At 67.9% G+C, this 16033-nt stretch carries 15 protein-coding genes; 5 read left to right on the top strand and 10 right to left on the bottom strand.

All coding sequences use genetic code 11. From position 1 onward, the window contains the following. Positions 1 to 62: 62 nt before the first annotated feature. The 4 genes from murU to KHO22_RS19705 form a co-directional block, all read right to left on the bottom strand. Positions 63 to 809 carry an N-acetylmuramate alpha-1-phosphate uridylyltransferase MurU gene (murU, locus tag KHO22_RS19690; RefSeq protein ID WP_211948849.1) on the bottom strand — a complete coding sequence of 249 codons (747 nt, stop codon included), beginning with the start codon at positions 807 to 809 and terminating at the stop codon, positions 63 to 65. Further along, positions 806 to 1129, bottom strand: coding sequence for an AzlD domain-containing protein (locus KHO22_RS19695; RefSeq protein ID WP_211948850.1), 324 nt, complete (start codon positions 1127 to 1129; stop codon positions 806 to 808). The genes murU and KHO22_RS19695 overlap by 4 nt, the downstream gene beginning before the upstream one ends. Continuing rightward, positions 1126 to 1818, bottom strand: coding sequence for an AzlC family ABC transporter permease (locus tag KHO22_RS19700; RefSeq protein WP_230426940.1), 693 nt, complete (start codon positions 1816 to 1818; stop codon positions 1126 to 1128). Before KHO22_RS19700 ends, KHO22_RS19695 begins: the two co-directional genes overlap by 4 nt. Positions 1819 to 1916: 98 nt before the next feature. Next, on the bottom strand, positions 1917 to 2951 hold the full coding sequence (locus KHO22_RS19705; protein WP_211948852.1) for an aminoglycoside phosphotransferase family protein: 1035 nt from the start codon (positions 2949 to 2951) through the stop codon (positions 1917 to 1919). A gap of 159 nt (positions 2952 to 3110) precedes the next feature. On the opposite strand from KHO22_RS19705, the gene KHO22_RS19710 reads away from it, so the two are divergent. The 5 genes from KHO22_RS19710 to trpS are packed head-to-tail and all read left to right on the top strand — an operon-like array spanning position 3111 to position 10044. Further along, positions 3111 to 5543, top strand: coding sequence for an LPS-assembly protein LptD (locus KHO22_RS19710; protein ID WP_211948853.1), 2433 nt, complete (start codon positions 3111 to 3113; stop codon positions 5541 to 5543). Positions 5544 to 5552: 9 nt separating this feature from the next. Then, positions 5553 to 7040 carry a peptidylprolyl isomerase gene (locus KHO22_RS19715; RefSeq protein ID WP_211948854.1) on the top strand — a complete coding sequence of 496 codons (1488 nt, stop codon included), beginning with the start codon at positions 5553 to 5555 and terminating at the stop codon, positions 7038 to 7040. A gap of 22 nt (positions 7041 to 7062) precedes the next feature. Further along, complete coding sequence (gene pdxA, locus KHO22_RS19720) at positions 7063 to 8106, top strand: 4-hydroxythreonine-4-phosphate dehydrogenase PdxA (protein WP_211948855.1); 1044 nt, start codon at positions 7063 to 7065, stop codon at positions 8104 to 8106. Between the two features lie 14 nt (positions 8107 to 8120). After that, positions 8121 to 8957: a 16S rRNA (adenine(1518)-N(6)/adenine(1519)-N(6))-dimethyltransferase RsmA gene (rsmA, locus tag KHO22_RS19725; protein ID WP_211948856.1), complete on the top strand. Its 837-nt coding sequence runs from the start codon at positions 8121 to 8123 to the stop codon at positions 8955 to 8957. Between the two features lie 55 nt (positions 8958 to 9012). After that, positions 9013 to 10044, top strand: a complete 1032-nt coding sequence (gene trpS, locus KHO22_RS19730; protein ID WP_211948857.1) for a tryptophan--tRNA ligase — start codon at positions 9013 to 9015, stop codon at positions 10042 to 10044. A gap of 104 nt (positions 10045 to 10148) precedes the next feature. Here trpS and KHO22_RS19735 read toward each other — a convergent pair whose 3' ends face one another. From KHO22_RS19735 to glyS, 6 genes are all read right to left on the bottom strand, one after another. Further along, positions 10149 to 11054, bottom strand: coding sequence for a DMT family transporter (locus tag KHO22_RS19735; RefSeq protein WP_211948858.1), 906 nt, complete (start codon positions 11052 to 11054; stop codon positions 10149 to 10151). Between the two features lie 11 nt (positions 11055 to 11065). Beyond that, on the bottom strand, positions 11066 to 11473 hold the full coding sequence (gloA, locus tag KHO22_RS19740; protein WP_211948859.1) for a lactoylglutathione lyase: 408 nt from the start codon (positions 11471 to 11473) through the stop codon (positions 11066 to 11068). 106 nt (positions 11474 to 11579) lie between these two features. Beyond that, positions 11580 to 12458 carry a M48 family metallopeptidase gene (locus KHO22_RS19745; protein WP_211948860.1) on the bottom strand — a complete coding sequence of 293 codons (879 nt, stop codon included), beginning with the start codon at positions 12456 to 12458 and terminating at the stop codon, positions 11580 to 11582. Continuing rightward, on the bottom strand, positions 12455 to 13207 hold the full coding sequence (locus KHO22_RS19750) for a lysophospholipid acyltransferase family protein (RefSeq protein ID WP_211948861.1): 753 nt from the start codon (positions 13205 to 13207) through the stop codon (positions 12455 to 12457). Before KHO22_RS19750 ends, KHO22_RS19745 begins: the two co-directional genes overlap by 4 nt. A 46-nt stretch (positions 13208 to 13253) precedes the next feature. Beyond that, positions 13254 to 13832 (bottom strand): D-glycero-beta-D-manno-heptose 1,7-bisphosphate 7-phosphatase, encoded by a 579-nt coding sequence (gene gmhB / locus KHO22_RS19755; protein WP_211948862.1) that lies wholly within the window; start codon positions 13830 to 13832, stop codon positions 13254 to 13256. A 48-nt stretch (positions 13833 to 13880) separates the two neighbouring features. Then, positions 13881 to 16013 (bottom strand): glycine--tRNA ligase subunit beta, encoded by a 2133-nt coding sequence (glyS, locus tag KHO22_RS19760; protein WP_211948863.1) that lies wholly within the window; start codon positions 16011 to 16013, stop codon positions 13881 to 13883. Positions 16014 to 16033 lie beyond the last annotated feature (20 nt).

Consider the following 16033-nt stretch of genomic DNA (forward strand, 5'->3'; position numbering starts at 1 on the left):
GGGGGAATGCATCAGATTCTAACGCTGACGGGCCACGAGGCCCGTCAGCGCCGGCAGGCGACTCAGGCGCCGCCTGCGGTCGCGGTGCCACGCGCGGCGACGGCGTCGTTCAGCGCGGCCAGCTGGGCCGGCGTGCCGACGTTTTCCCAACGGCCGTCGAAGCGCTCGCCGCTGGCCGTGCCCGCCGCAATGGCGGCGCGATAGCAAGGCGTCATGGCCATCTTGGTACCGGGGGCGATATCGCTGAACAGGCGTGTGTCATACAGGCCGATATTGCCGAAGGTCAGGCGCTCGGCGCCCGGCGCCGGGTCAAGCGCCAACCGGCCGTCGGGCCACAGCGCGAAGTCGCCGGCCGGGTGGAAAGGCGGGTTGGGCACCATCACCAGGTGCATGCGCGGGGCCGGCGCACCGGCCATCGCGCGGGCACGCGGCAGCAGCGCGCGGAAGTCGTACTCGCAGAAGATATCGCCGGAAACGGCCAGGAAGATCTCGCCGCGCTCCGGCGTCCGAGGCGCCTGCGACAGCAGCGGCAGCGCCTTGGCGATGCCCCCGGCCGTCTCCAGCGCGCTGCCCTCGGCGGAATAGGCGATGCGCGCGCCAAAGCGGCTGCCGTCGCCAAGCGCAGCCTCGATCTGCTCGCCGAGCCAGGCATGGTTGATGACGATGTCGCGCAGCCCGGCGCGCACCAGTGCCTCGATCTTCCAGACGATCAGCGGCTTGCCGCCCACCGGCAGCAGCGGCTTGGGGCAGGTATCGGTCAGCGGACGCATGCGGTCGCCGCGGCCCGCGGCGAGGATCATGGCTTTCAAATCAGGGTCTCCATGGCGAGCAGGGCGGCCATGCCGCCGACGATGGTCCAGCCGATGCTGCGCGTACGCGCCGCGATCACGATCGCGACCAGGCCGGCAACCAGCCTCGCATTGAGCGGGCTAACGTAGAGTTCGCCGCCGCGCATCAGCAGGTCGGGTGCGATCAGCGCGGACAGCATGGCGGCCGGCACGAACTGCAGCGCGGTGCGGAACCACGCCGGCAGCCGCACGCGGCCTTCGACCGCGATGAACGACAAGCGGATCAGGAAGGTGGCCAGCCCCGCGCCAATGAACACCCACAGCAAGGTCAGCGAATTCATGCCGGCTCCTTGCCGACGGCGGCGTCCTTGCCGGCCGGACGCTTGCCGGACAGGTTGCCACGGCCGAGCAGCAGCATGCCGGCGGCAATGCCGCCGAGTGCGGCGACCATCAGCCCGAGCTTGTGCGGCATGCCGAAGCAGGCCACCGCCAAGGCCGTCGCCACCAGCGCCGCGGCGACCTGCGCGCGGTGCTTGAGCCCCGGCACGATGATGCCGATGAAGGTCAGCGGCAGGAAAAAGTCCAGCGGCCAGTCACGCGGCACCTGTGCACCGACCAGCACGCCGGCCAGCGTCGATACCTGCCAGCTGGCCCACAGCGCGAAACCGCCGCCGAAGTAGAACCAGTGGCGGTAGCGCTGGCGCGGCCCGGTGTCGGCCAGCCGGTGCGTCATGGCGGCAAAGGCCTCGTCGGTCAGCAGATAGGCGATCAGCGCCTTCCAGCGGCGCGGCAGGTGTGCCAGCGTGGGGGCGATGGTGGCGGAGTAAAGCGCATGGCGCAGGTTCACCATGGCCACGGTGACGGCGATCACCAGGGCCGGCGTGCCGGCCGACCACAGTTGCGTCAGGATCATCTGCGAAGCGCCGCCGAACACGATGGCGCTCATTGCGCAGGCCAGCCATGCGGGCATGCCGGCGCCAACCGCCAGCACGCCATAGATCAGGCCGAACGGCACCACGCCCAGCAGCATGGGGGCGAGCGCTCGCACGCCTGCCCACCATTCGCCCGAGCGTGTGACGGCCAGGCGACTGTCGGGAAGGTCCGGCGGGGGCACTGCGCGGGCCCCGTTCAGAACGTATAGCCGGCCGGGCTCGCAGCGCCTTCCAGCGCGTCGAGCAGGCGGATCAGCTTGCGCAGTTCCGTGTAGCGGCCCGCGACCTGGCGCGTGTACTTGAGCACCAGGGGCAGGTTGGCGAGATAGCCATCCTTGCCGTCGCGGTGGTACAGGCGCGCAAAGATGCCAAGCACCTTCAGGTGGCGCTGCAGGCCCATCCACTCGAAATCGCGGTAGAACTCGCCGAAATCGGCGTTCACCGGCAGCCCGGCCTTGCGCGCACGCTCCCAGTAGCGGATCAGCCAGTCCAGCTGCTGCTCCTCGTCCCACTCGATATAGGCGTCGCGCCACAGCGAAACGGCGTCATAGGTGATCGGGCCGATCACGGCGTCCTGGAAATCGAGCACGCCGGGGTTGGCGCCGCCGGGGAGCACCATCAGGTTGCGCGAGTGATAGTCGCGGTGCACGTAGACCTGCGGCTGCGCCAGGATGTTGGCAAGCAGCACATCCATCACTTCGCGCAGGTCGGCCTGCTGGGCGTCCGTGAGCGTCGCGCCCAGGTGTTTCGCGATGTACCACTGCGGGAACAGGTCGAGTTCGCGCTGCAGCAGGGCACGGTCATAGGCCGGCAGTTCGCCGGCACGCGTGGCGGCCTGGATGCGGACCAGCGCGACCGCCGCGTCGGCATACATGGCGCTTGCGGAGGAATCGTCGAGCCGGGACAGGTAAGTCTGGCTGCCGAGATCGGCCAGCAGCAGGAAGCCCTGCTCCAGGTCCTGTGCCAGTACCGTGGGCACCGTGACACCGGCGGCACCGAAGAGTGCCGCGACATGGATGAACGGCCGGCAGTCCTCATGCGCGGGCGGCGCGTCCATCACAATGGCGGTCGGATGCGCGGCGTTGGCCGTGCTGACGCGGAAGTAGCGCCGGAAGCTGGCGTCGGCCGAAGCGGGAGTGCAGGAATCGGGGTCGACGGACCAGGCCGGACCGAGTCCGGACACCCAGGATTTGAGCTGGTCCAGGCGCGGGTCGTGGGGAAGTGCTGCCATGCCGGAAATGTAGTATTGGTTGCCCCGTATAATACCCGACCAGACCCGGGCGCCGGGCGGCCCCCGGGAGGGGCCTCGGTTGCCCCGCAGCCTGTTCCGACGGGGGCTGGCGGCTAGCAGGCAAGCCGCCACCGACGACGTGACTGAAAACCCGCTCGCATGACAGAACAACGACGATCACCGAACCACCGAGCCAACAAGCCGCCTGCGCTTCCCGGCCGTTCCAGCCGCACCGGCCGGCTGCCTGCCGCCGCCCTGCGTCCGCTGGTGCTGGCCATGGCCGGCCTGTCGGTGGGTGCGCACGCGCAGATGTCGAGTTCGGCCGTGCCCGATTTCGACCAGACCGAGTCTGTCATCGAGACCGCCCCTGAGGCGCCGCCGGCGCCTCCTGTGTCCGGCGATCTCGTGCCGCGCCTGGCCGAGCCGGCCAAGTCCGCCGAGCCCGGCGAAAATCCGCCGGCCTTCGTGTCCGGTGACCGGTTGACCGGCTACAACGAGCGCGGCGTGGCGATCGAAGGCAACGCCGAGCTGCGCCGCGGTGGCGCCGTGGTCAAGGGCGACAAGCTGACCTACGACCAGGATACCGACGAGGCCTTCGCCCATGGCAACGCCCGCGTGTCGCGAGGCGGCGCGCTGGCCGTGGGCCCCGAGGCGCGCATGAAGGTCGAGGCGAACGAGGGTTACATGCTCTCGCCCGACTACTATTTCCAGCAGACCGGCGGCACGGGCAAGGCCGAACGCATCGATTTCGTGGACAAGGACCGCAGCGTGATCAAGCGGGCCACATACACCACGTGTTCGCCGGACAATGCCGACTGGTACTTCAGCGCGCGCCAGCTCGACCTCGACAGTGACCGCCAGGTCGGAGTGGCCTACGGCGGCGTGCTGCATTTCTTCGACGTGCCGATCGCGGGCGCGCCGGTGTTCAGCTTCCCGCTCACCGACGAGCGCCGCAGCGGCTTCCTGGCGCCGCTGTTCGGCTATGGGTCGAAATCGGGCCTCGATGTCACGCTGCCGTATTACTTCAACATCGCGCCGAACCGCGACCTGACGCTCTATCCGCGCATCATGACGTCGCGCGGCCTCATGCTGGGTGGCGACTACCGGTACCTGGGTCAAGGCTATTCGGGCCGACTGCGCGCCGAAATCCTGCCGGATGACCGCCAGACCGGCACCAACCGCTGGTCCTATTCGTTCCAGCATAACCAGAGCCTTGCCAAAGGGCTGAACGCCTACCTGAACCTGAACCGGGTATCGGACGACAAGTATCCGGACGACCTGACGCGCACCGTGTCGCAATCGACGCTGCGGCAGTACACCCAGGAAGGCGGCGTCACGTACAACTGGCAGGACTTCACGGTTCTGGCACGCGTGCAGAAGTTCCAGACGCTGCTGCCGAGCCAGCCGTCGTACGAGCGTGAACCACAGCTCAATGGCAAGTACATCCGCTACGACCTGGGCGGCTTCGACGTGCAGGTGGAGGCGGATTACACGCGCTTCCGCATTCCGCTGACGTCGACCGGCTTCCAGCAGCCGCAGGGCGAGCGCATGTTCGTGCAGCCGTCGATCAGCTATCCGATCGTGCACCCGGGCTGGTATGTGACGCCGAAGGTCATCTTCAACGCGACGCAGTACCAGATGGAGGCGCAAAGCAACACGCCGACCGCGCAGAACAATTTCTCGCGTACGGTGCCGACCGTCAGTTTTGACTCCGGCATGACCTTCGAGCGCAATGCGCCGACGATGAGTCGGCTGTTCGGCGTCAACTACCTGCAGACTCTTGAACCGCGGCTGTTCTACGTCTACACGCCGTTCCGCGACCAGAGCCAGTTCCCGCTGTTCGATACCGTGCAGTCGGACTTCGGCTACGGGCAGATCTTCTCCGAGAACCCGTTCACCGGCTATGACCGGGTCGCCGACAACAACAAGCTGACGGCCGGCGTGACCACGCGCCTGATCGAAGCCGATACCGGCATCGAACGTTTCCGCGGCACGATCGCGCAGCGCTACGACTTCAGCGGCCAGCGCGTGCAGATCAACGGCACGCTGCAGGATCCAAAGTCGGGCAGCTCGGACCTGCTGGCCGCCACCACCATCCAGCTGTTCCGCGGCTACTATGTCGACGCGGGGATCCAATACAATCCGGACTCGGAGCACGTCAATTATTCGAACGTGGCGTTTGCCTGGCGCCCGGAGGCGCGCAAGCTGCTCAACGTGGGCTACCGCTACCGGCGCGCCACGTCGGTGACGGACAATACCGCCATCGACCAGTTCGAGATTTCCGGTCAGTGGCCGATTACCCAGCGTGCCTATGGCATCGGGCGCTTCGCTTTCGACCGGAACGCCAACCAGATGGTCGATGCGCTGGCCGGCGTGGAATATGCCGCCGACTGCTGGGTCGGCCGCGTAGTCTACCAGCGCTTCCGCAACACCTCGCAGGGCTACACCGGCCGCATCTTCCTGCAGGTGGAGTTCCGCGGGCTGTCGAAGATCGGCTCGAATCCGCTGGATATCCTGCGCCTGAATGTTCCTGGGTACGAACCCGTCACCGCCAAGCCGGTGCCTACGACCCAGTTCGATCACTATGAATGACGGATTACGATGAAACGTCAAGAATTTGCCGTGTTTTCCCTGGTGTTGTCGCCGTGGCGCCGTGTGCTGTTGTCGGCCATGCTGGCCGCCGTGGCCGGGCCTGCGCTGGCCCAGCTCAAGGCGCCTGCGCAAGCGCCGCGCACCACGGGCATCTTCGTGCCGCAATCCTCGGACGTGGCGGTCCCGTCGAGCCAGCCGCAACTCGGCGTGCCGCAGCCGGGCAGCAGCAGCAAGCGTTCGCAGCTCGTCGATGAGGTCGTCGCGGTGGTCAACAACAGCGTGATCACGCGCCGCGAGCTGCTCGACCGCGCCGACGAGATCGAGGGCCAGCTGCGCGCCGCCAACCGCCCGGCGCCGCCGCGAGCGGACCTGCTTGGCGAGGTGCTCGAGCGCCTGGTGATGGAGCGCGTGCAGACCCAGGCCGCGCAGGATGCCGGCATCAAGGTGACCGACCAGGAACTGGACCGCGCGATCGAATCGGTGGCGCAGCAGAACCGCCTGAGCGCCACGGAACTGCGCAGCCGGGTCGAGGCAAGCGGCATGACCTGGACCAAGTACCGGGACGAGCTGCGCAAGCAGGTGCAGGTGATCCGCCTGCGCGAGCGCGAAGTGGACTCGAAGGTACAGGTGTATGACGGCGAGATCGACAACTACCTCGCCGCGCGCGGCGGCCAGGGGGCGGCCACGGGGCCGACCGAGTTCAACGTCGCGCAGATCCTCGTGCGCGTGCCGGAAGATGCCTCCGACGCGCAGAAGCAGGCGCTGAAGACCAAGGCTGAAGGGCTGCTCAAGCAGGCGCAGGGCGGTGCCGATTTCGCCCAGTTGGCGCAGTCGAATTCGCAGGCGCCCGAAGCGGCCCAGGGCGGCGCCCTGGGCTTTCGCGAGATCGGCCGCCTGCCTGCCGTCTTTGCCAATGCCGTGGTCGATCTGCAACCTGGCGCCGTGGCGCCGGAAGTGGTGGAAAGCGCCAATGGCTTCCACATCCTGAAGCTGACCGCCAAGCGCGTGGCGCCGGCTGCCGGCGCCTCCAACCCGGCCGCGGCCTCGCGCATCACGCAGACCCAGGTCCGCCATATCCTGATCCGCACCGGCCCGAACATGCCCGAAGCCGAGGCACGCCGCCAGCTCGGCACGCTGCGCGACCGCATTACGCACGGCGGTGACTTTGCCGACGCAGCCAAGCGCTTCTCGCAGGACGGCTCGGCCCAAGCCGGGGGCGACCTTGGCTGGGTGTCGCCGGGCGAACTGGTGCCGGAATTCGAGCAGGCCATGAACCGGCTGCGCCCCGGCGAGATTTCCGAGCCGGTGGTGACGCAGTTCGGCGTGCACCTGATCCAGGTGCAAAACCGCCGCGAAACCGAGATGGCGCCCGAGAAGCAGCGCGACTTCGCGCGTGCCGAAATCCGCGAGCAGAAGCTGCGCGCGGCCTATGATGACTGGGTGCGCCAGCTGCGTTCGCAGGCGTACGTCGAGTACCGCGTCAACCGACAGCGCTGAGGCCCCGCCGCACGATCCCGACATGCCCGACCCGCTTGCGCTAGCCATCTCGACCGGCGAACCCGCCGGTATCGGCCCCGACATCACCATCGGGGCGCTACTGCGGCTCGCGGGCGAGAACGGCCACTGCCGCTACCATGTGCTGGGCGATGCGCAGCTGCTGGCTTCGCGTGCCGCCGCGCTCGGCGTGGTCCATGCCTGGGATCGCCTCCTGGCCGAGGGCGACGTGATCGTCCACCATGTGCCACTGGCGGTTGCCTGCGATCCGGGCCGGCTGGACGCGCGCAACGGTCCCTATGTGCTGTCGATGCTCGATGCCGCCATTGCCGGCTGCCGGTCCCATCCTGGTACGCCAGCGCGCTTCGCGGCCATGGTGACGGCGCCCGTGCAGAAGAGCACGATCAACGATGCCGGCGTGCCGTTCACCGGCCATACCGAATACCTTGCCGAGGCGGCGGGCGTGCCGCGCGTGGTCATGATGCTGGCCGGCCCGCAGCCGGCGCATGCCAACGCCATGCTGCGCGTGGCGCTGGCCACGACGCACCTGCCGCTGCGCGCGGTGCCCGATGCCCTGACCGTGCCGCTGCTGCTGCAGACGCTGTCGATCATCGACGCCGACCTGCGGCGCTGGTTCGGCATTGCGCGGCCGCGCATCCTCGTGACCGGTCTCAATCCTCATGCCGGGGAGAGCGGCCACATGGGCCGCGAGGAGATCGACATCATCGAGCCGGCGCTGGCGCAGGCGCGCGATGCCGGCATCGACGCGCGCGGCCCATATCCCGCCGACACGCTGTTCCAGCCGCGCCACCTGCGCGACGCCGACTGCGTGCTGGCGATGTACCATGACCAGGGGCTGGCGCCCCTGAAATACGGCACGTTCGGGCACGGCGTGAACATCACGCTGGGCCTGCCCTTTATCCGCACCTCGGTCGACCACGGCACCGCGCTCGACCTGGCCGCCAGCGGCCAGGCCGAACACGGCAGCATGATCGAGGCCATCCGCAGTGCGGTCACCATGGCCGGGCATGCCAATGGCAGGCATGCCGCGGCCAGGCCACCGCACTAGCGGTGTATTCCTCCATGCGTTCAAACCTGCACCAGGGCCACGTGGCCCGCAAGCGATTCGGCCAGAACTTCCTGGTCGACGACTCCATCATCCACGGCATCGTCAATGCCATCAATCCGCTGCCCGACGATGTGCTCGTCGAGATCGGCCCGGGCCTGGGCGCGCTGACCGATCCGCTGCTCGAGCGCGTGCCGCAGATGCAGGTGGTCGAGCTGGACCGCGACCTGGTCGAACGGCTGCGGCGCCGCTACGGTGACCGCCTGCTAGTCCACGCCGGCGATGCGCTGGCCTTTGACTTCAGCCGGCTGGAGGTGGCGGGGCGCCCGCTGCGCATTGTCGGCAACCTGCCGTACAACATTTCCAGCCCCTTGCTGTTCCACCTGATGGCGTATGCCGACCAGGTGCGGGACCAGCACTTCATGCTGCAGAAGGAAGTGGTCGAGCGGATGGTGGCCGAGCCCGGCAGCAAGGCCTTCGGCCGGTTGTCGATCATGCTCCAGGTGCGCTACCACATGGAGCATGTGCTCGACGTGCCGCCGGGTTCGTTCAATCCGCCGCCCAAGGTCGATTCCGCGGTGGTGCGCATGATCCCGTGGCCGCGCACGGTGGACGGCCGGCTGCGCTCTCCGCACGCGGACTGCGACATCACCGTGCTGGGCGACTTGGTCACCGCCGCGTTCTCGCAGCGGCGCAAGGTGCTGCGCAATACGCTATCGTTCCTGCGGGACCAGGTTGACTTCGAGGCAATCGGCTTCGACCTGGGCCGCCGCGCCGAAGAGGTGCCGGTCGGCGAGTACGTCGAACTCGCGCGCCGCCTGGGCGGAGCCGCTTCCGACCGGCCGGCCGCCTGATGGCCAGACCGCTTACATCCAGAAATTTCCGCGAATTTCCGTAATGACAGCCGTAATGACAGCCAATACGCAAACCAACAAGCGACCGGTCATCCTGACCGGCGATCGTCCCACCGGTCCGCTGCACCTCGGCCACTACATTGGCTCGCTCAAGACGCGCGTGCAACTGCAGGACACGCATGAGCAGTACCTGCTGCTGGCCGACACGCAGGCCATGACCGACAACGCGCACGATCCCGACAAGGTCCGTCGCAACGTGCTGGAAGTGGCGCTGGACTACCTGGCCGTCGGCATCGACCCGTCCAAGACCACCATCACCGTGCAGTCGTACCTGCCGGCGCTGGCCGAGCTGACGCTGATGTACCTGAACTTCGTCACGGTATCGCGCCTGGAACGCAACCCGACCATCAAGGAGGAGATCCAGGCGCGTGGATTCGGCCGCGATATCCCGGCCGGCTTCATGTGCTACCCGGCGGCGCAGGCCGCGGACATCACCGCCTTCAAGGCCGACATCGTGCCCGTGGGCGAGGACCAGGCGCCGCTGATCGAGCAGACCAACGAGATCGCGCGCCGCATCAACCACCAGGTCGGCCGCGACGTGCTGAAGGAATGCCAGGCGCTGATCCCGAAGTTCGGCCGCCTGCCCGGCGTCGACGGCAAGGCCAAGATGAGCAAGTCGCAGGGCAACGCCATTGCGCTGGGCGCCAGCCCCGAGCAGATCAAGGCTGCCGTGCACAGCATGTACACCGACCCGGACCATCTGAAGGTCTCGGATCCGGGCAAGGTCGAGGGCAATATGGTGTTTACATACCTCGACGCCTTCGACCCGAATACGGAAGAAGTGGAGGAGCTCAAGGCTCACTACCGCCGTGGCGGCCTGGGCGACATGGTGCTCAAGCGCCGCGTCGAAAGCGTGCTGAACGAGCTGCTGGGCCCGATCCGCGAGCGCCGCGAACAGCTCGCCAAGGATCCGGACTATGTGTTCGACCTGCTGCGCGAGGGCACCAACCGGGCCAGGGCCATCACGCAGCAGACGCTGGACGAGGTGCGCGAGGCGCTGGGCATGTTCTCGTTCGGCAGCCGCTGAGCCCGGCTCAGGCCGATAGCGGTCAACAAAAGCGGTCAACAAAAAAACGCGCGGATGCCCCGCGCGTTTTTTTATGCCTGCATCAAGGCCAATCACGGCCACCTTCAGCTACGACGATTGACCAGGACAATCCCCGCCAGCACCAGCAAGGCTGCGACGGCAAAGCGCGGCCCCACGGCATCCTGCATCAGCACCACGCCGAAGGCGACGCCGAACAGCGGCGTCAGGAACGAAAACACGGAAAGCCGGGAGGCCAGATACCGGCGCAACAGCCAGAACCACGCCAGGTAGCTGGCAAACGCGATCAGCACCGACTGGTAGAAGAGGCTGGCCAGCACCGCGCCGTTGAGCTGCACGCCGTCGGCCTGGCCGGCCATCAGCGCCATGGCCAGCAGCAGCACGCCGGATACCGAGAGCTGGTAGAGCAGGGTCTTGCTGGCCGGGGCGCTGGCCAGCGGCGTGGCGCGCACGACCACGGTGGTCGCGGCCCAGAGCAGGCCGGCCACCACGCCCAGCGCATCGCCGGCCAGCGTGCTGCCATGCGCGGACGCTGCCGTCATGCCGTCCGCGAAGGCCAGCACCATGCCGCAGAAGGCCAGCACGACGCCCAGCCACTGGGCGCGGCGCAGCCGTTCCCCCGCGACGGCGAAATGCAGGCCGATGGCGGTGAAGATCGGCGCGGTGTACAGGAACACCGCCATGCGCGATGCCGTGGTGTGGCCGAGTCCGACGAAGATGCAGAAGAATTCGGCGCCGAACAGCAACCCCGCCAGCAGGCCCGCGCCGAGCGTACCGTCGCGCTGCCAGATCGGGGTGCCGCGCCACGCCGCAAAGCCGAACACCAGCAACGCCGCGATGGCCGACCGCACGCCCGCCTGCAGCACCGCGCCCATCAGCGGCGCGGTCAGCTTGATCACGACCTGCTGCAGCCCCCAGGCGGCGCACAGCACCACCATCAGGCCGACAGCGGCGCCATCGAGCGGGCGCCGGCTCAGGGTTTGCGCGTCCATGCCGGGCGCGCTCAGGGACGGCTGGCGTCGCGCGTGGAATGGCGCTCGATCAGTTCGATCTTGTAGCCGTCCGGGTCCTCGACAAACGCGATCACGGTGGTGCCGCCCTTGACCGGGCCGGCTTCGCGGGTGACCTTGCCACCGGCCACGCGGATGCGGTCGCAGGCCGCGGCGGCGTTGTCGGTCTCCAGCGCGATATGGCCGTAGGCGGTGCCCAGGTCGTATTTGTCGACGCCATAGTTGTAGGTCAGCTCCAGCACCGCGGTGTCGCTTTCCGGGCCATAGCCGACGAACGCCAGGCGGTACTTGTACTCCGGATTGTCGCTTTCGCGCAGCAGCTGCATGCCGAGCACGCGGGTGTAGAAATCGATGGAGCGCTGCAGGTCGCCGACGCGCAGCATGGTATGGAGGAGTCGCATTTGAGATGCCCTGTGGGTCGTTCTTGGAGGGAGTGCGTCATTTTAGTGCGTTTGCGCGAAACGCACCGGCGCGGGCGCGCAGTGTCGCCGCGACTGGTCCAACGACTCAGAACGTGGGCAGCAGCTCGGGCGGATGCGCGCGCAGTTGTGCCCTGGCATCGCGGAATTCCGGGAAGATCGATTCCACGGTTTCCCAGAAGCGCGGGCCGTGATTCATCTCCTTGAGATGGGCCAGTTCATGCGCCGCGACATAGTCGATCATCGACATCGGGAAGTGCATCAGCCGCCAGTTCAGGCGGATCTTGCCATCCGCGGTGCAGCTGCCCCAGCGCGTGGCGGCCGAGGTCAGCGCAAATCCGGTATGGCGTACGCCGAGGCGCTCGGCATAGAGGTCGAGCCGTTGCGGCAGCAGGCGACGCGCTTGCTGCTGCAGCCAGCTCTGCACGCGGTCCTTGATCTGCTGCCCGTCGGCATGCGCGGGCATGGCCAGGTGCAGCACCAGCGTCTCGCCATTGAACAGCACCGCGCCGATCGGGGATTCCAGTGCGAGCGTGATGGTCTGCCCGAGGAAGGGCAGGCTGGCACCATCGCGCCATTGCACGGTGGGCAGCACGCGGCGCGTTTCCCGCTGGCGCCATTCGCCGAGCTTGTTCAGGATCCAGCGCTGCTTTTCAACGATGGCGCTCTCGATATCGGCCAGCGTGACCCAGCGCGGCGCGGTGATCGACAGGCCGCGGTCGTCGACCGTGAAGCCGATGGTCCGGCGCGACGAACGCTTGAGCGTGTAGTGCAGCGTATGCTCGCCGACCTGGATCCTTCGGGCATCCGGCTGCGGCGCCGGCCACCCCGCCGCTGGCGGCTGTAACGGCTGCAGCGGCTGTCCCGGCTGCGGCGCGAACCCGGCCACGATGCCCGGCCCGCTGTCGGCCAGCGGCAGTTCCAGCTGTGCGCCGGGGGCGTCGGGAGCGGGACGCAGCAAACTCATGCGGGCTGTCCGTTGCCGTAGCTCTGCGGGTCGATACGACGCATGTCGCGTTCGATCCAGTCGCGCACTTCCTGGTTGAGCTGGTCGGCCGTCTTGTTGGCCGAAGGGATCGACGGCCCGATGGAGATCGTGATCGTGCCCGGATACTTGAGGAAGGAATTGCGCGGCCACACACGGCCCGAATTGACGGCCATCGGAATCACCCATGCGCCGGTTTCCACGGCGAGCCGGGCGCCGCCGCTCTTGTAGCGCGGGTTCGCCATGCCCGACGGCGTGCGCGTGCCCTCAGGGAACATGATGATCCAGGCGCCCTCGGCCAGCCGCTCGCGGCCCTGGCGCGCGGCGGAGGAAAACGCCCTGGTGCCTTCCTTGCGGTTGATATGCACCATCTTCAGCATGCCCAGTGCCCAGCCGAAGAACGGCACCAGCAGCAGCTCACGCTTGAAGACGTAGCACAGCGGCTTGGGCATCAGCGCCACATAGGCAATGGTCTCCCACGCGGACTGGTGCTTGGAGAGCAGCACCACGGGCTTGTCCAGCATGGTGTCCATGTGCTCCCGGCCTTCGATCTGGTAGCGGATGCCGCAGAGCAGGCGCGCCGCGCCGATCGCCAGGCGGGTCCAGCCGCGCACGAAATCGAAGCGCCGCGCGGCATTCATGAACGGGAATACGATAAAGCAGGCGGTCGCGTAGGGTGGCGTCAGCACCAGCAGGTACAGCGCAAACAGAAAGGAACGCAAAAAGGTCATCGAGTGGGGCGCTTGATGGGGTCAGCAGAGGGGGGCAGCAGAGGAGTCAGGAAGAAGTCGCGCGCGGAGCGCAGTCGCCACCGGCCAGCCAGCGGGCGAATGCGCGCAGATCGTCGTGAACGCGCGTGCCCGGCGGCAGGCCGCCCTTGTCCAGGGTCTTCCGGCCCTTGCCGGTCAGGACCAGGTGCGGCGTGCAGCCGACTGCCACGCCGGCCTCGAGGTCGCGCAGCGAGTCGCCAACGATGGGCACGCCCTTGAGTTCGATGCCGAAACGTTCGCTGATCTGGTCGAGCAGCCCGGGCTTGGGTTTGCGGCAGTCGCAGGCGTCGGCCGCGGTATGCGGGCAGAAGAATACGGCGTCGACGCGCCCGCCAAGGTTGGCCAGCGCCTTGTACATCTTCTCGTGCATGGCGTTGAGCGCGCTCATTTCGAACAGGCCGCGGCCGATGCCGGACTGGTTGCTGGCAACCACCACGCGGTAGCCCGCCTGGTTCATCGCGGCGATGGCTTCGAGGCTGCCTTCGATCGGCACCCATTCCTCGGCCGATTTCACGAACTGGTCGCTGTCGAGGTTGATCACCCCGTCACGGTCGAGGACGATGAATTTGGGCGGTGTCTGCGGCATGTCTGGATTCCGGTGTGGCGTGCGGCGTGGTTCGGGCCGGTCTGGCGATCAGGCCGCCAGCTTGGAGATGTCGGCCACGCGGTTGGCCAGCGCGTGCAGCGAGGCCAGCAGCGCGAGGCGGTTGGCGCGCAGCTGCGCGTCCTCGGCCATCACCATCACGTTGTCGAAGAAGCCGTCCACGGCCTCGCGCAGCTGGGCCAGGTCGCGCAGCGCGCTGGTGAAGTCGCCACGGGCGAAGGCGGCTTCGGCCTCCGGGCGCACGCGTTCGATGGCGCCGTGCAGCGCGCGCTCGGCGTCTTCCTGGAACAGGCCCGGGTTGACCGCGGCGATGTCCTGCGCGGCTTCGGCGTTTTTCTTCAGGATATTGGTGATGCGCTTGTTGGCGGCGGCCAGCGCCTCGGCCTCGGGCAGTGCGGCGAACGTGCGCACGGCTTCCATGCGGCCGATCACGTCGTGCAGCCGCTGCGGACGCAGGCTGACCACGGCTTCGACTTCGTTCGTGGTGTAGCCCTTGTCTTTCAGGTAGCCGCGCACACGGTCATAGAGGAAATCGGCAATGGCCTCGGGCGCCGCCTTGACGGCCGGCACGCCGGCAAAGGCCTGCTGGGTCAGCGCAAGCAGCGCGTCGACCGACAGGGCCAGCGGCTTCTCGATCAGCATGCGCAGGATGCCCAGCGCATGGCGGCGCAGCGCGAACGGATCCTTCTCGCCGGTGGGCTGCAGGCCAATGCCCCAGATGCCGACCAGCGTTTCCAGCTTGTCGGCCAGCGCCACGGCGGTGCTGACGGCGCCTTCGGGCAGCGCGTCGCCGGCAAAGCGCGGACGATAGTGCTCGGAGCAGGCCAGCGCCACGTCCTCGGCTTCGTCGTCGTGGCGGGCGTAGTACGTGCCCATGGTGCCCTGCAGCTCGGGGAACTCGCCGACCATGTCGGTCAGCAGGTCGGCCTTGGCCAGCTCGGCGCCGCGCATGGCGGCAGCCTTGTCGACGGGGACGCCGGCCGCATCGAGCGCATCGGCAATGTGGCCGGCAATCTGCTGCAGGCGCTGCACGCGGTCGAGCTGGGTGCCGATCTTGTTGTGGTAGACCACGCTCGCGAGCTGCGGCACGCGCGAGGCCAGCGTCTTCTTGCGGTCCTGGTCGAAGAAAAACTTGGCGTCGGCCAGGCGCGGGCGCACCACGCGCTCGTTGCCCGTGATGATCGACTGCGGCGTTTCCGTGGCGAGATTGGAAACGATCAGGAAGCGGTTGCGCAGGTGGCCTTCGGCGTCGGTCAGCGCGAAGTATTTCTGGTTGGTCTGCATGGTGAGGATCAGGCATTCCTGCGGCACCGCCAGGAAGGCTTCCTCGAAATGGCAGGCGTAGACCACCGGCCATTCCACCAGCGAGTTCACCTCGTCGAGCAGCGCATCGGGCATGACGACCTGGTCGGCGCCGGCGGCCTTCAGCAGCTGCTCGCGGATCGACTCGCGGCGCTGCGCATAGCTGGCGATCACCTTGCCCTGCTGCAGGAGCGCGTCCGCATACTGCGTCGCGTGCGGGATCTCGATCGCGCCGTGCGACAGGAAGCGATGGCCCTGCGTCAGGTTGCTGGCCTGGAGGCCAAGCACGGAGACCGGCACGATCTCGCTGCCGAACAGCGCCACCAGGCGGTGCGCGGGGCGCACGAAATGCACCGTGTCGCCACTCGGGCGCTGATAGCTCATCACCTTCGGGATCGGCAGCTTGCCGATGGTGTCATCCAGCGCGGCCTGCAGGCCGCCGGACAGCTCCGCGCCCCTGGCGGTGTAGCGATAGAAGAAAGCCTCGGCCTTGCCGTCGGAGGCGCGCTCCAGCGTCTGCCAGGCGATTTCCGGCACGCCGACGGACTTGGCCAGCGCGGCCAGCTTCTTGGCCAGCGGCGCGGTGGGTTCGCCGTTGGCGCCCAGCGCCACCGACAGCGGCAGGACCTTTTCGCGCTGCTCGCGGTCCGGCGCGCTGCGGCGCACGCCGGATACCAGCGCGGCCAGGCGGCGCGGCGAGGCATAGGGCGTGACGGCGGCGCCGTCTTCAAGCAGGTCGCGCTCGCGCAGGCCGGCGAACAGCCCCTGCGCGAAGGCGTCGCCCAGGCGCGACAGGGCCTTGGGCGGCAGCTCTTCGGTGAACAGTTCGATCAGCAGCGAGTCGGTCATGGGTTGCGACATGAATCGTTTCCAACAGGTTG

Origin of the sequence: Cupriavidus yeoncheonensis, from assembly GCF_905397275.1 — a bacterium.
In the GTDB taxonomy this organism is placed as follows: domain Bacteria; phylum Pseudomonadota; class Gammaproteobacteria; order Burkholderiales; family Burkholderiaceae; genus Cupriavidus; species Cupriavidus yeoncheonensis.

What these genes read in the sequence shown, in the direction of transcription:
- KHO22_RS19750 (WP_211948861.1), bottom strand. Translation starts at nt 13,207, where the DNA reads ATGACCTTTTTGCGTTCCTTTCTGTTTGCGCTGTACCTGCTGGTGCTG.
- KHO22_RS19735 (WP_211948858.1), bottom strand. Translation starts at nt 11,054, where the DNA reads ATGGACGCGCAAACCCTGAGCCGGCGCCCGCTCGATGGCGCCGCTGTC.
- KHO22_RS19705 (WP_211948852.1), bottom strand. Translation starts at nt 2,951, where the DNA reads ATGGCAGCACTTCCCCACGACCCGCGCCTGGACCAGCTCAAATCCTGG.
- glyS (WP_211948863.1), bottom strand. Translation starts at nt 16,013, where the DNA reads ATGTCGCAACCCATGACCGACTCGCTGCTGATCGAACTGTTCACCGAA.
- pdxA (WP_211948855.1), top strand. Translation starts at nt 7,063, where the DNA reads ATGCCCGACCCGCTTGCGCTAGCCATCTCGACCGGCGAACCCGCCGGT.
- KHO22_RS19710 (WP_211948853.1), top strand. Translation starts at nt 3,111, where the DNA reads ATGACAGAACAACGACGATCACCGAACCACCGAGCCAACAAGCCGCCT.
- KHO22_RS19700 (WP_230426940.1), bottom strand. Translation starts at nt 1,818, where the DNA reads ATGCTGCTGGGCGTGGTGCCGTTCGGCCTGATCTATGGCGTGCTGGCG.
- KHO22_RS19715 (WP_211948854.1), top strand. Translation starts at nt 5,553, where the DNA reads ATGAAACGTCAAGAATTTGCCGTGTTTTCCCTGGTGTTGTCGCCGTGG.
- KHO22_RS19695 (WP_211948850.1), bottom strand. Translation starts at nt 1,129, where the DNA reads ATGAATTCGCTGACCTTGCTGTGGGTGTTCATTGGCGCGGGGCTGGCC.
- rsmA (WP_211948856.1), top strand. Translation starts at nt 8,121, where the DNA reads ATGCGTTCAAACCTGCACCAGGGCCACGTGGCCCGCAAGCGATTCGGC.
- KHO22_RS19745 (WP_211948860.1), bottom strand. Translation starts at nt 12,458, where the DNA reads ATGAGTTTGCTGCGTCCCGCTCCCGACGCCCCCGGCGCACAGCTGGAA.
- trpS (WP_211948857.1), top strand. Translation starts at nt 9,013, where the DNA reads ATGACAGCCAATACGCAAACCAACAAGCGACCGGTCATCCTGACCGGC.
- gmhB (WP_211948862.1), bottom strand. Translation starts at nt 13,832, where the DNA reads ATGCCGCAGACACCGCCCAAATTCATCGTCCTCGACCGTGACGGGGTG.
- gloA (WP_211948859.1), bottom strand. Translation starts at nt 11,473, where the DNA reads ATGCGACTCCTCCATACCATGCTGCGCGTCGGCGACCTGCAGCGCTCC.